Here is a 13,286-nt window from a genome sequence, read left to right as displayed (position 1 = left end):
TTTATAAGTGGCGGCAGTCGCGCCAGTGATCGCGACACCGCTGGCCTTCCACTGATAGGTCAACGCCACCGGCGCCGGCCCCCACGTTCCCGGAACAGCCGTCAGGGTCGAACCGACCTTCGCCGTGCCCGTGATCGTCGGCACCGGCGCCGGCCCGAGCGTGCCCGCAGCGACGGCCGCCGTGGCCGCGGAGGTCTTCGACTTGGTCGTGTAGCCGGCCTTCGTACCGGTGACGGTGACCGTGACAGTCTTCCCCAGCTGGGCCGCGGCGACTTTATAACTGGCGGCAGTCGCGCCAGTGATCGCGACACCGCTGGCCTTCCACTGATAGGTCAGCGCCACCGGCGCCGGCCCCCACGTTCCCGGAACAGCCGTCAGGGTCGAACCGACCTTCGCCGTGCCCGTGATCGTCGGCACCGGCGCCGGCCCGAGCGTGCCCGCGGCAACCCCTGCCGTGGCCGCGGAGGTCTTCGACTTGGTCGTGTACCCGGCCTTCGTACCGGTGACGGTGACCGTGACAGTCTTCCCCAGCTGGGCCGCGGCGACTTTATAAGTGGCGGCAGTGGCGCCAGTGATCGCGACACCGCTGGCCTTCCACTGATAGGTCAACGCCACCGGCGCCGGCCCCCACGTTCCCGGGACAGCCGTCAGGGTCGAACCGACCTTCGCCGTGCCCGTGATCGTCGGAACCGGAGCCGGCCCCAGGGCCGGTGGCGAGGCGGCGAGAGCAATGTTGATGCCCGTAAGGTCCTGGTCAGCGGTGACGGTCACCGGAGTGGCCGTCGCCAAGGAGGTCGCGTTCGCATAACACTGAAGAATGACGCGGTTCACCCCTGCCAAGCATATTTTGTAACTGCCAGCCTCCAGCAGAGAGACTTTATAGGTTCCGTCGGCGCCCAAGAACCCTACCAACTCGGCTCCACCGGACGTTGAGCCGAGCACTGAGGTCACGGTTACATACGTGTTGGCCAGGTTGACGCCAGACGGCGCTGTGATCTTGCCGCTTACGCTGGCACCTTTCTTGAGGGTGACGTCGATGCCGGTGAGGTCCTGGCCGGCGGCGACTGTCACCGGGGTTGCCGTCTCGAACGAGCTCGCGTCCTTATACCACTGGCTAAGGGCGTTGACGACACTTCCGCCAAAGACCAGCTTGTAGCTTCCCGCGGGCAGATCAGGCACCTTGTATGCCCCATCAGCGCCCACGGAGGCGTATCCCACGAAATTGCCCGACCCGGCCGCTGGCTGAGCAGATACGCCCACGAGGCTTAGGTCGACGCCGGCGGGCGCGGTGATCTTTCCACTGATGCTTGCAGTCGATGTGTCAACGACGGCTGTTGCCGGGTGGCTCCCGACGAACATGAGTGACAAGCAGACCAGGATTGAAATGGCCAGCCGCATACGCAGCTCACTGGCAATGCGAAGCATGTTTCCCCCATGTATTCTTCTGCGCCGGACCAGCCCGCTCGCCTATGCCGTGAGTCTAACCACAGATCCACCAGATGACCTTGGACTTTTCCTTAAACGCGCGTCAGCCACCAAACCAGAGTCGCCTGCGAGCGTTTTAGTCGTAATGAAACGTCTCGATCCCGCCCGTGTTCATCGCCAACCCTGTTGGCCCGCGCCGGTGGGGTCGGCTGCGAGGACTCATTCACGGATTGAGACGCCAGCGTGAAGCACTCCGCAGCATCCAAAAAGGTTGAGACAACGCCCGCGCCCTAGCAACTCCACCCCGGCAACTCCATAGCGGGCTTCCTTGTGGGTGGCACCCGTGACTCTTCAGTCACGCAGCGTCGGATGAGCCCGTCACACGACCTGGACTGTGGCCGCTGAGGTCTTCGACTTGGTCGTGTATCCGGTCTTGGTGCCGGTGACGGTGACCGTCATGGCCTTGCCCGCCTGGGCCGTCGTGAGCTTGTAGGTCGCGACGGTCGCTCCAACGATGGCGACGCCGTTGGCCTTCCACTGATAGGCCAGGGCCACCGGGGCCGGGCCCCAGGTCCCCGGGACGGCTGTCAGAGTCGAGCCGACCTTCACCGTACCCGTGATCGTCGGCACCGGAGCCGGCCCCAGCGTGCCCGCAACGACGGCGGCCGAGGCGGCCGAGGTCTTCGACTTGGTGGTGTACCCGGCCTTGGTCCCGGTGACGGTGACCGTGAGAGTCTTGCCCAGCTGAGCCGCGGCGACTTTATAAGTGGCGGCTGTCGCGCCAGTGATCGCGACACCGTTGGCCTTCCACTGATAGGCCAGGGCCACCGGGGCCGGGCCCCAGGTTCCCGGGACGGCTGTCAGGGTCGAGCCGACCTTCACCGTACCCGTGATCGTCGGCACCGGAGCCGGTCCGAGCGTGCCCGCAACGACGGCGGCCGTGGCCGCGGAGGTCTTCGCGTTGGTGCTGTAGCCGGTCTTGGTGCCGGTGACGGTGACCGTGAGAGTCTTGCCCACCTGGGCCGCGCCGGGTTTAAAGGTAGCGGCGATCGCGCCGCTGATGGCAACGCCGTTGGTCTTCCACTGATAAGTCAATGCCACCGGCGCCGGCCCCCACGTTCCAGGGACAGCCGTCAACGTCGAACCGACCTTCGCCGTGCCCGTGATCGTCGGCACCGGCGCGGAGAGGCACGAAGCGGGGAGGGGGCCATTTGTGGGGGCGGAGTCGGTCCACACGAGCCCTTGGTTGTCTGCAACGATGAAAGGCGTTCCGGCTGCCACGCAGCTGTAACTCATGCTCCATTTGCGCGAGGTCTCAGTCATGGTCCCTACCGCGTCAGGGTAGTACTCATTGAGTGTTGACCCGAAGCATCCTTTTAAGGACGTGGTCGTCGTCTGCGCCGGCCATTGCGATACCACCGGCGATGTGTACACCTTCCCTCGGATCGTCACGACAGCCCTCAGGTCCGACGGCGGAACTTGAACTAACGACTTCGGCCCGCACCTCGAGTCGTTGTACGTGATCGTTGCGTTCAGGGGGAACGAGTAGATGATCGTCCCGCTTCCCCCGCTGGCCCCCGGATCGATTCTCACGGTCAAGCCCCTCCCCTCGACAGCGGCGTTTGCTGCGCTAAGGCCAGTGACGAGGCTGGTGCCGAGAAGCGCCGCACCGAGTGCAGCAGATACCCATTTCCTGATGTGCGCGGATTTGTACGACAAGAGTCCCCCAAATAGCTCGATGCGATGTGCGTGACACGCGTGATCCTAGCCGGTGGGAAGACGGTTGAATATGGAATTTCACGGTTTCCTGCGCCTATTACGTGGTAGAAGCGGCCAAGGGCGAACGTCATGCAAGAGTGCGCCCATGATTGAATCGACGCTGAGGTCGCGCGCGCGCTCAGCACTATTCCCGTCCGTGCGTCCCGCCAAATGACCGGCACCGAGTATCAGGTGCGCGTGGCCGAGGTCCTCAACCTCTTTGACATCGAAGCGGTGGGCGACGAAACGGGAATTCGGGGACGAGGGCGTTGAGCTGGAAGATCAGCCCTTAGAAGCGGCCGTCCGCATACTCGTTGGGAGGCGATTCGGCGTCCCGGGAGCTCTAATATGAATGGGCCATGCCTGCTTAGCGGGATGCCGCCGAACACCTGGACGGCTGCCCATTGTTCCCCATGCGGAGAACGTTATCGCCATGGATGAATCCTTTGAGGGGCGCCGGCCCGGAAATGGAAGACTTCGCCGCCGGCAGACAGCGCCGCCGGACTAGGCTGAGGCCGTGGAACCGATTGATGCTGAGCGTGGAAGCTGGCTGCGGCCGTTGCTGGACGCCGGCGGCGAGGACTTGAACGTCGTGCCGCGCGGCTTCCCTGCCTATGCCCGGGTGTTCCATCCGGCGCGAAGGGATCGGCCCACGGGCGAGGACGGCGGGCCCGTGATGTGGGCTGAGGTGGCCCGCGTCTTCGGCAAGACCATGCACCCGCTAGCGCAGTACCACCGGCTGGCCGGACCCGAGGTCGGGGAACACCGGGAGGTTCTCGACTCGAACGGGTGGCGGTACTCGGAACCGGACCAGGGAAACCTCGCCGTCCACATCCTCGGGCCAGTGGCAACGGTCCTTTGCAGGCACACCACCACGCCGGACAGCGGTGTGGCCGCGGTCTGGGAAGGCTGGGGCGGGTTCACAGGCTCAGCGGGATACCGACCGCTGACTGCGGTCCGGGGCCGACTTCCGGGGATCCTTGGGAAGCTCACGGCGGCGCACCGCTCCGGGGCCGGTCTGCTGCCCGCAAAGACAATGAAGAACTCCCGGCTGTCGCTCCCGGGGCGCGATTACTTCCTGTTCGCCGCCGCCCCGCGGGCCTTCACGGACGGCTTATGGATTCAGGACTCCCCCTGGAACCGCGACCCGTACTGGCCGCAATCCCCGAACCTGCTCTGGCCCGAGGACAAGGCCTGGGTCATGGTCACGGAGATCGACTTCGACTCCACCATCGTCGCCGGCAGCCCCGGCCTCGTCGCAGAGCTCATCGCCGACCCTAGCATCGAAGTGTTCCAGATCCCCGAAGGTGCCGACCTCACCCAGGACGCCGACGACGTCAACCGGCCGCAGTCCTAGAGGTCGCTCAACCGCGCCCGCACGATTGCTCCTAGACTGGCGCCCATGGACACCTACCCCGGAATACGAACGGCTCCGAGTGTCGTGAAGCATGCCAACTCGAATGGGGACCAATGAGGCTTGAAGGATGGCACGTAGTCGTGTTCCTGGCGATGACGGTAGCCGCCGTCATCGCCGTGGCGGTCGTCACGCTCATCGTGCTCTGGACTGTGCTCCGGGCCCGGCGGAACGACAGCGGCGGCCCAGGTCTTCCGCCGAACTAGCCAGCAGGCGGCCGCCGGCGGATGAAAACACCCAGCGCGGCGCCCAGGGGAATCGCGATGGCGAACTGGTGATGCGTGCGGAGCCCACTGGATTCGTGCACTGGTTTGCCCGGCCTGCGCATGACACCAGGCGGGCAGGCTTCCTGCCCTGACCTGCGGCAACGTATTATCCATCCTGGACGCGGGCTTCTCCGTGTCCGACAACTTCTTTGGGGGACAATTGAAAATCAGCATAACGCTGGGGGCTACCCTGCTCACGGCTGCACTGGTGGCCGGCCCGATCTGTGGAGCGTCTGCGGCGCCCGCAACGCCGCCGGTGCCGGTCGCCACACAGTCCGCGTCGGTGGAATCCCTGGACCTCTTCCCGGCAAGCAAGCGGCAAATGATCATCGACACCTTCGACGCGATCAACAGGTTTCGGGCAACCAAACACCTGAAGCCCCTGAAGTTCAACGTCAGAATCTCCACCATCTCGCAAAAGTGGAGCAACAAGATGGCGGCGACAGGACGCTTTGAGCACAACAGCGACTATGTTACGGGTGCACCAGCCGGATACTTCTCGGCATCCGAAAACATCGCCCTCGGCTATACGGCCGGCCAGGACCTCGTCAACGGATGGATCAGTTCGCCCGGACACAACGCGAACATGTCACAGCCAGACGCCACCCTCATGGGCATCGGCATCAGCACTGGCTCCAGGGGCACCTACGCAACCGCGAACCACTTCGGCTATCCGGCGGGGACTGTCCCGCCGGGGTCGTACAACAGCCCCCGCGACTACTTCAACGGCCGCCCTGCGCTCCGGGCTACCTCGGGCACCCCGGCTGCCCTCGACCCGACGGTCGACTGGGAAAAGTTGACCTACACGATCCCGGCCAAGACCGGGGTCATCTACCTGGTTAATGGCGCGGTGAAGGCCGCCGGCACCTACCCGTTCCGCAGCATCGTGGTTACCATCGACGTCAAAACAGCGGCCGGCGGCCATACTCTGACGGCGTGGACCTATGACCTCTCGTCCCTGGCCGTGAGCGCCGCCGCCCCGAAATTCAGCCAGGCCAAGGGCACCTACACGATCCCAGCCAACGATCACGTCACCTACCTCGTGAACGGTGCCGTGAAGCCGCCCGGCACCTATTCCCGCAGCACCAGGATCACCATCACGGCCAAGGCAGCCCCCGGCCACATTCTGACCGGCACGTCGAGCTGGAGCATCGACTTCCGCAAGGCCGTGACCGCGGCAAAGCCGGCCATGAACAGCACCACCAACCGGTACACCATCCCCACGCGGGCCGGAGTCGCCTACTTCGTGGACGGGAAGCCGGTGCCGGCCGGGACCTACGAGGCCGCCAACGGCAGGACGGTGAGTTTCACCGCGAAGGCCGCCTCGTCCGCGTACCGGCTCACCGGGTCGGTCACCTGGTCCTACCGGTTCTGAGCTATACGGCAGAGGCGGCGGGAATCCTTCCCTTGGACGGGCCTAGATGTCGGCGGGGTGTGCGACTATTGCTTCACGTCGCCTTTGGGCGTCACTTTCATTGAGTATGGGGGAACCATGAAGGTCCATCGCTCCAACCGAGTCGGCGCCACAGCCTCGCAGGGACTGAAATCCAGGCGGTTGCTTGCGCTGCGGCGGGCGGTGGGTGCAGCGGTGGTTGCGGCAGGCCTGCTGCTGAGCGGCCTCGCCGTTCCGGCCGAGGCAGCCACCGTGTACAAGGCTCCGCTGCGAACCGCCGTACTCGGGCTCATCGTCGCGGCCGAGGTCAATACCGGCTATGACCGGGACCGCTACTCCGGCGTCTGGCGGGACACCAACGGGGATTGCCAAAACACGCGACAGGAAGTTCTGGTCCAGGAGTCCAGGGCGGCCGTGTCGTTTACCAGCCGGGGCTGCACGGCCAGTACGGGACGTTGGGTGACATCGTGGGACAACCTCGTCCACACGTCCGCATCGACGGTGCAGATCGACCACACGGTTCCGGTTCATGAAGCCTGGGGATCCGGGGCGAGGTATTGGTCCCAGGCCCGGCGGGTGGCCTTCTACAACGACCTTGGCGACACCCGCACCCTGAGCGCCCAGACGTCCGCTCTCAACTCCTCAAAGCAGGCCAGTGGCCCGGAGGCGTGGATGCCGCCGAAGAACCGCTGCGCGTACATCGGCCAGTGGGTGGCGGTGAAGATCCGCTGGGGCCTGCGTGTCGACAGCACCGAGAAGGCGGCACTGATCCGCTACGCAGACTCCTGCCCCAATGTCACCCTCACCGTTACCCGCGCCTGAATCGTCAGACGCCCTCCCCCGCAGCTCCGCCGATGACCCGTGATGGTGCAACAGGCCGTTGCACCATCGCCGCCGTCACCGGCGTCGCGCCGGTTACAGTGGTGCCATGAATCTGGGGGACCCGGCCGCCGAGCCGCTGGTACACATCAAAGACTTCCGGATGGACTTCGGGGACACGACGGTCATCAAAGACCTCTCCTTCGATGTCCGGGCCGGGGAAACATTCGGGTTCCTGGGCAGCAACGGATCCGGGAAAACCACCACCCTCCGGGCGCTGCTGGGCATCTACCAGCCCACCGCCGGGACCCTGCACATCGGCGGCAAACCCTTCACCCCCCAGGACGGAGCCCGGCTGGGATACCTGCCTGAGGAACGCGGCCTGTACAAGAAAGAGTCCGTCCTGGACGTGATGGTCTACTTCGGCCGCCTCAAGGGCCTGGACAAAACCCACGCAAAAACCTGGTCCCGGGACTACCTCGAACGGGTCGACCTTGCCGACAAGGCCACGACCCGGCTGGATAAGCTCTCCGGCGGCCAGCAGCAAAAAATCCAGCTCGGCGTGACCATCATGAACGACCCCGAGCTGCTGATCCTGGACGAGCCGACCAAGGGCTTCGACCCGGTCAACCGGCGCCTGCTGATGGACATCATCGAGGAACAGAAACTCGCCGGCGCGACCGTCATCATGGTCACCCACCAGATGGAAGAAGTCGAACGGCTCTGTGACCGGGTGATCCTGCTCAAGGACGGAACCTCCCGCGCCTACGGCACCGTCGCGGAAGTCCAGGAACAGTTCGGCGGAACCGTCTTCCGGCTCTCCTACGCCGGGGTACTTCCGTCCTCGGCCCTGTACGACGTCGTCATCGACGCCGGCGGCGCTGCCGAACTCTCACCCCGCCCTGGCGCTGACGAGGCGGCAGTATTGCGCGAGCTCGTCGGAAACGGCGTAGCCGTCCGGTCCTTCACCACCGCGAGGACATCCCTGGACGAGGTCTTCATCAAGGTCTACGGCGAGTCCCACGACATGGCGGAGGCCTGAACCCCATGACCCAGCACACCTCAACACAGCCCACCGCTCCCGCGCCGGTACCGCCCCCGCCGCCGGCACCGGCGGGCCGCCCGTTCGCCCGGCACAACCTCGGCACAGTGGTCGGGTTCGAATTCACCCGCACCGTCAAGAAACGCCGCTTCTGGATCGCCACCCTGGCGATTCCCGTGCTGATGGCGATCGTGTTCGGCTTGGTCTACCTCAGCAATTCCTCCTCCGCGGCCAGCGAGGACGCCCAGAAGACCGCGGCCATGTCCTTCACCTACACCGATGACTCCGGGCTGATCTCGGATGGCATCGCGACGGCCATGGGCGGGCGGAAAGCGGCCGACCCGCAACAGGCCCTGCAGGACGTGAAAACGGGCAGGACGGATGCGCACTTCGCCTACCCCGCCGAGCCGGCCACGCAGCCGGTGAAGGTCTACGGGACAGACCAGGGGGTCTTTGAAAACGGCAAGTACGACGCCGTCGCCAAGCATCACCTCACCGCCTCAGCCCAGGCTGAAGTCGGCTCCCCGCAGCTGACCGCCGCGGCCAGCGGCGACGTGAAGACCGAATCCCAGACGTTCAAGGACGGCCAGCCCGCCGGCGGCTTCGGCTCCGCCGTGCCGCCGCTGATGTTCCTGCTGATCTTCTACGTTTCGATCATTCTGCTCTCCAACCAGATGCTCAACAGCACCCTGGAGGAGAAGGAAAACCGGGTCACCGAAATGATCCTCACCACCTTGAATCCGACCACCCTGATCATCGGCAAGGTCATCGCCCTGTTCATGGTCGGCCTGGTCCAGATCCTGGTCTTCCTCACCCCCATCGCCGTCGGCTACGCCTTCTTCCGCGACAAACTCGCCATGCCCGACCTGGACCTGTCGACCCTGAGCTTCGAGCCCGGCACCATGATCGTCGGGGCGCTGCTGCTGCTCGGCGGTTTCACCGTCTTCACCGGTGTCCTGGTCGCGATCGGCGCGGTCATGCCCACCGCCAAGGACGCAGGCACGATCTTCGGTCCCCTGATGGCGCTGATCTTCGTCCCGTTCTACGCCATGACCCTGGTCGTCTCGGACCCGCGCGCGCCCATCGTGCAGATCTTCACGTACTTCCCGCTCTCCGCCCCTGTCACAGCCCTGCTCCGCAACGGCTTCGGCACCCTCTCACCCGTAGAGGCAACCATCGTCATCGCCGAGCTCTTCATCATCGGGTTCCTCATCCTCCGACTCGCCGTGCACCTCTTCCGCTACGGATCCATCCAGTACTCGGGCAAACTCTCCATCGCCGGCACGTTCCGCAAACGCAAGGCTCTCACAGGAAAATAACACCTGCCGGCGGCAGTCTTCGACGGAACCCTTACGGACCGAAACCTACCAGCAGTTCTGCACTCTGGTAGCCGGAGAATTCTCCAAGTCGGTTCTTTAGAAATCGGCATCGGCTTCCAAGCCGACTGCAACACTAAACGCCTAAAGTCAGCGGAATCTGAAGCGGCCCTATACTCGGTTATAGTTTGAAGCATTACAAGATATGACACCACTAAGTTGTCTAGCGCCACCTTCCGGGCCTGCTCCGGGAGGGCGAAAATGGGCCAATATTGGCTGTTCCATTGTTGCCGCCCGCTAGTCTCGCCCACCATTAAGGAAAAACATTGGGGAAGTTTTACGGAAACGGCGGCGGTAACTGGTACGTCTCTGACGGCGATGAAGCCTACATGATCGGCCAGATGAGGCGCGAAATCGAGTCCGCAATGCCCAGGCCAGCGCAGACTAAAGAGCAAATGGAACGCGATCGTCAGTGGAAGCTGGCACGAGACGCCTCGACAAGGAGATCGAACCGGCATTGGACGGCATTCGGTATCTCCATCCTGTTCTGGCCTAGCCTGATCATGTGGATTCAACCGATGGGCACACTTTGGGGGCCGTTCCTTGTGGGGCTCGTTCAGTGGTTTGTTATTGATCTGGTGTGGTGCTGGCTGAGTCGCCAAAGGTATGCCGCGAAGATGAGACGCGCAGCAAAGCGCAGCAGGCCTACGCGCATGGAACGCAAATCTGAGCGCGAATACGCGAGACGCAACGAGCCGTAACCGCAGCAGGGGCGAGCTCACCGGACTGCGGTGAGCTCGCCCCTTTACACATTATGGTCATCAAAGGAACATTGAACCTCCACTAGGAATGCTCCGGATGGTGAATGCCAATGAGGCGGGGGGCCACCGGCCTTTTTATCGGTTCGATCCCGGCCCACGTCGCGAGGCATTAGACAGTCCCGTTGAATTCCTGCGAATCCAAGTATGCGGGCGCACCTCGGCCGAAGAAGCCCGGTCCGCAACCACCGACAAAATGAATAACCTTCTTGTTTCAGTTCCGTTCAAACTCCGGGCGAAATACCCGGAATCCCCGGAATCCCCGGATGATTACAGCCGGGCAGCCCGTCACGGCTACGGGCAATATGGTCGACCTCGAGTACTTGCCCTAGTGACGTTGAAAGCCTGACCATTCGGTTCCAGTCCTGTACGGCGTAGTAAGACGTTCAACAGTCCGGGCTTTTTGTCGCTGCCTTCGTGTAGAAATGGCGTTAGCTAATAATCGCGAGCCTGAGCTTGTTCTGTTGTTGTTCAAAGCCACTGGTCAGTGCTCCAGTAGACCAACTTTCTCACCCAAACATTGGAGACCCATCATGGAATCAGCACCCCTCTCGCCGGCAACCCGTTCGACCGACCAGCTCATCTCCCGTGGGGATAAGCGCGACCGTGCCGATTCTGAGGCGATCCACTTAATCTTCAAGGCCCTGCTGCCGCTGGCAGCGCGCGACCTGGCAGTGGTCAAGCGGGCGCTGCGTGAAGCGATCCAGAAGATCTGGCAGGAACCCCGGATGCCCAAGGGCAAGACGAAGATTTTCAGCCACAACAAGCCCCTGGATTTCCCGTGGTCGCCGAACGCCCGAGACCTCTACTTCAGGAACAAGGCCGATGCGGCCGTCACCATCACGGGCCAGCTGGTGCTGGAGCACGTCGTCCCGATCAACATTCTGGTCAACGACCTGCTGGCCAAGGTCGCCGAAGCCGACTGCACCGAGCAGGGGTTCTACGAACTGCTCCTCCGGGAGCACGAGCAGCTGAGCTTCGTCGTCCTCACTAAGGAAGATGACAATGCCCTCACCCGTGCGGGCCTGAAGGCTGCCCGCGTCGCCGAAGAGGGTGCCTCGGCGTGGGCACGCTACGAGAAGGGGTGCGGATTGAAAGAGGAAGATTTCCTCAGCATCATTGCCGACCCGCGCTTCGGCGCCGACACGACTGTGGTCCGTGACTGATGCTGACCTACTACCGAGCTTGGATCCCGGAGCAGCACCGGGCCCGGGTCCGCCCCCTGCTCGAGGCCATGAACACCCCAGACGGGTCTTCGCTGCGGCTGCCGGTGGAGCCCTTGCCGGCGGAACTCAACTGGAATGGCCCCGGACCAACCTTCTCCTGGGAGCTAAACCCGGGCTTGCACGACGGGATCGGCAAGTACACCGGCTACGACGTGTTCGATCAACCTGGCTGGACGCTCGAGAAGTTCGCGGAGTCCCGCCCAGAGAACCTGTTACTTTGTCCGAAGCCCCGGTGAGCCTCCGCGTAACCATGTCGACGGGGACAGCTCTCTGCGTGGAGCTGGCCGGCACAACCACATTCACCAAGATCGCCGTGGCTGCCTTGGCCGACCGCCACAACCTGGGCACGCGCGGCTACTTCGAAGGGCCTGCCCAACTCCAGCGGGAGCCGGACAACCCGGCCGATCCCCATGCTATCGCGGTCATCGTCGAGGGTGAGAAAGTCGGATACCTGCCCTCCCCTGCCAACCGAGGCATCGGGCTGAAGCCTGGCGCCAGTGCACCGGCGACGTACCAGCTCCACGTCCTGCGTGAGGCGAAGCTGAAGGCGAAGGCTTTCGTCTGGCTCGGCGACGGACAGGCGGAATGGGATTACACCGAGGACAACCCGCCCGGACTCACGACGGCCGAACGCGCCAACGCAGCCCACCAGGAGGTGAGCGGCATGGTCCAGGAAGCCCTGGCCGGCGGCGGGGCTCGGGCCACCCAGTTCAAACGGGGCATGGTCGAGGGCGTCCACTATCTCGAGCTCGTGGAGCTCATCAAGCAGCTGAAACGCGACGGCCGTCTCGAGAAGCTCTCGTCCTTTGCTACAAAGCCATCACTGCCGCCGAAGGGGACGCTGGAGGCCGCGAGCCGGCACCCTGGTACACGGAACAGGCCGCCATCGTTCACCGGAAGCTCGCCCAGAAGGACGAGGAAATTGCGGTCCTGAAGCGCTGGCTGGCCAAGTGCCCGAAGGCACACCGGAACGGAAAGCCTGATCGCCTGGCCAAACTGGAAGCCGCGTCATGGCATGCCGAGTTGCTAACCCCGGCGGCCGCGTCGAACTGGCCCGCGGTCAAACTATCCGGATCGTCGCGGCCGAGCTCTTCGACTTGGTCGTGTAGCCGGCCTTCGTGCCCCTGACGGTGACCGTGATGGTCTTCCCTCTTTGGGCTGCACCGGGCTTGTAGGTCGTGGCGGTCGCGCCCGTGATCGCGACACCGTTGGCCTTCCACTGATAGGTCAACGCCACCGGCGCCGGACCCCACGTTCCCGGAACAGCCGTCAGGGTCGAACCGACCTTCGCCGTGCCCGTGATCGTCGGCACCGGCGCCGGCCCGAGCGAGCCCGCGGCAACCGCTGCCGTGGCAGTGGAAGTCTTCGACTTGGTCGTGTACCCGGCCTTCGTGCCGGTGACGGTGACCGTGACAGTCTTCCCCAGCTGGGCCGCGCCGGGCTTGTACGTGGCCGCGGTCGCTCCAACGATGGCGACGGCGTTTGCCCTCCACTGATAGGTCAGCGCCACCGGCGCCGGCCCCCACGTTCCCGGGACAGCCGTCAGGGTCGAACCGACCTTCGCCGTGCCCGTGATCGTCGGCACCGGCGCCGGCCCGAGCGTGCCCGCAGCGACGGCCGCCGTGGCCGCGGAGGTCTTCGACTTGGTCGTGTACCCGGCCTTCGTACCGGTGACGGTGACCGTGATGGTCTTGCCCAGCTGGGCCGCGGCGACTTTATAAGTGGCGGCAGTCGCGCCAGTGATCGCGACACCGCTGGCCTTCCACTGATAGGTCAACGCCACCGGCGCCGGCCCCCACGTTCCCGGAA

11 protein-coding genes and 2 pseudogenes are annotated in these 13,286 nt (G+C 64.3%); 10 read left to right on the top strand and 3 right to left on the bottom strand.

All coding sequences use genetic code 11. From position 1 onward, the window contains the following. Positions 1-1,425: pseudogene (locus tag AC1DGD_RS22000) on the bottom strand (hypothetical protein); the annotation flags it as partial. Between the two features lie 378 nt (positions 1,426-1,803). Continuing rightward, entirely contained in the window at positions 1,804-2,748 is a 945-nt protein-coding gene (locus tag AC1DGD_RS21995) for a hypothetical protein (RefSeq protein WP_476858265.1), read from the bottom strand. Between the two features lie 952 nt (positions 2,749-3,700). Here AC1DGD_RS21995 and AC1DGD_RS21990 point away from each other — a divergent pair. The 10 genes from AC1DGD_RS21990 to AC1DGD_RS21945 all read left to right on the top strand — a co-directional run bounded on the left by AC1DGD_RS21990 (position 3,701) and on the right by AC1DGD_RS21945 (position 12,411). Further along, the gene (locus AC1DGD_RS21990) at positions 3,701-4,540 is read left to right on the top strand and encodes a hypothetical protein (protein WP_476858264.1); all 840 of its coding nucleotides are present in this window, start codon (positions 3,701-3,703) and stop codon (positions 4,538-4,540) included. Between the two features lie 113 nt (positions 4,541-4,653). Further along, complete coding sequence (locus tag AC1DGD_RS21985) at positions 4,654-4,803, top strand: hypothetical protein (RefSeq protein ID WP_476858263.1); 150 nt, start codon at positions 4,654-4,656, stop codon at positions 4,801-4,803. A gap of 220 nt (positions 4,804-5,023) precedes the next feature. After that, the gene (locus tag AC1DGD_RS21980) at positions 5,024-6,238 is read left to right on the top strand and encodes a CAP domain-containing protein (RefSeq protein ID WP_476858262.1); all 1,215 of its coding nucleotides are present in this window, start codon (positions 5,024-5,026) and stop codon (positions 6,236-6,238) included. A 117-nt stretch (positions 6,239-6,355) separates the two neighbouring features. Continuing rightward, positions 6,356-7,078, top strand: coding sequence for an HNH endonuclease family protein (locus AC1DGD_RS21975; protein ID WP_476858261.1), 723 nt, complete (start codon positions 6,356-6,358; stop codon positions 7,076-7,078). 106 nt (positions 7,079-7,184) lie between these two features. Next, positions 7,185-8,117, top strand: a complete 933-nt coding sequence (locus AC1DGD_RS21970) for an ABC transporter ATP-binding protein (RefSeq protein ID WP_476858260.1) — start codon at positions 7,185-7,187, stop codon at positions 8,115-8,117. Between the two features lie 5 nt (positions 8,118-8,122). Continuing rightward, entirely contained in the window at positions 8,123-9,436 is a 1,314-nt protein-coding gene (locus AC1DGD_RS21965; protein WP_476858259.1) for an ABC transporter permease, read from the top strand. A gap of 323 nt (positions 9,437-9,759) precedes the next feature. Beyond that, positions 9,760-10,194, top strand: a complete 435-nt coding sequence (locus AC1DGD_RS21960) for a hypothetical protein (RefSeq protein WP_476858258.1) — start codon at positions 9,760-9,762, stop codon at positions 10,192-10,194. A gap of 590 nt (positions 10,195-10,784) precedes the next feature. Further along, positions 10,785-11,417 carry a hypothetical protein gene (locus tag AC1DGD_RS21955; protein WP_476858257.1) on the top strand — a complete coding sequence of 211 codons (633 nt, stop codon included), beginning with the start codon at positions 10,785-10,787 and terminating at the stop codon, positions 11,415-11,417. Further along, positions 11,417-11,713 carry a hypothetical protein gene (locus AC1DGD_RS21950; RefSeq protein ID WP_476858256.1) on the top strand — a complete coding sequence of 99 codons (297 nt, stop codon included), beginning with the start codon at positions 11,417-11,419 and terminating at the stop codon, positions 11,711-11,713. The genes AC1DGD_RS21955 and AC1DGD_RS21950 overlap by 1 nt, the downstream gene beginning before the upstream one ends. A gap of 14 nt (positions 11,714-11,727) precedes the next feature. Continuing rightward, positions 11,728-12,411 (top strand): HIRAN domain-containing protein, encoded by a 684-nt coding sequence (locus tag AC1DGD_RS21945; RefSeq protein ID WP_476858255.1) that lies wholly within the window; start codon positions 11,728-11,730, stop codon positions 12,409-12,411. A 126-nt stretch (positions 12,412-12,537) separates the two neighbouring features. Here the strand turns inward: AC1DGD_RS21945 and AC1DGD_RS21940 are convergent. After that, positions 12,538-13,286: pseudogene (locus AC1DGD_RS21940) on the bottom strand (carboxypeptidase regulatory-like domain-containing protein); the annotation flags it as partial.

The sequence above is a fragment of the Arthrobacter sp. 05T45 genome, from assembly GCF_056395875.1.
Note: the sequence above shows the minus strand (reverse complement) of the source record. Positions and strands in the feature narration are given on the sequence as shown.

Coding starts and splice junctions, on each gene's coding strand:
- AC1DGD_RS21975 (WP_476858261.1), top strand. CDS start 6,356: ATGAAGGTCCATCGCTCCAACCGAGTCGGCGCCACAGCCTCGCAGGGA.
- AC1DGD_RS21950 (WP_476858256.1), top strand. CDS start 11,417: ATGCTGACCTACTACCGAGCTTGGATCCCGGAGCAGCACCGGGCCCGG.
- AC1DGD_RS21955 (WP_476858257.1), top strand. CDS start 10,785: ATGGAATCAGCACCCCTCTCGCCGGCAACCCGTTCGACCGACCAGCTC.
- AC1DGD_RS21970 (WP_476858260.1), top strand. CDS start 7,185: ATGAATCTGGGGGACCCGGCCGCCGAGCCGCTGGTACACATCAAAGAC.
- AC1DGD_RS21965 (WP_476858259.1), top strand. CDS start 8,123: ATGACCCAGCACACCTCAACACAGCCCACCGCTCCCGCGCCGGTACCG.
- AC1DGD_RS21995 (WP_476858265.1), bottom strand. CDS start 2,748: ATGACTGAGACCTCGCGCAAATGGAGCATGAGTTACAGCTGCGTGGCA.
- AC1DGD_RS21945 (WP_476858255.1), top strand. CDS start 11,728: ATGTCGACGGGGACAGCTCTCTGCGTGGAGCTGGCCGGCACAACCACA.
- AC1DGD_RS21985 (WP_476858263.1), top strand. CDS start 4,654: ATGAGGCTTGAAGGATGGCACGTAGTCGTGTTCCTGGCGATGACGGTA.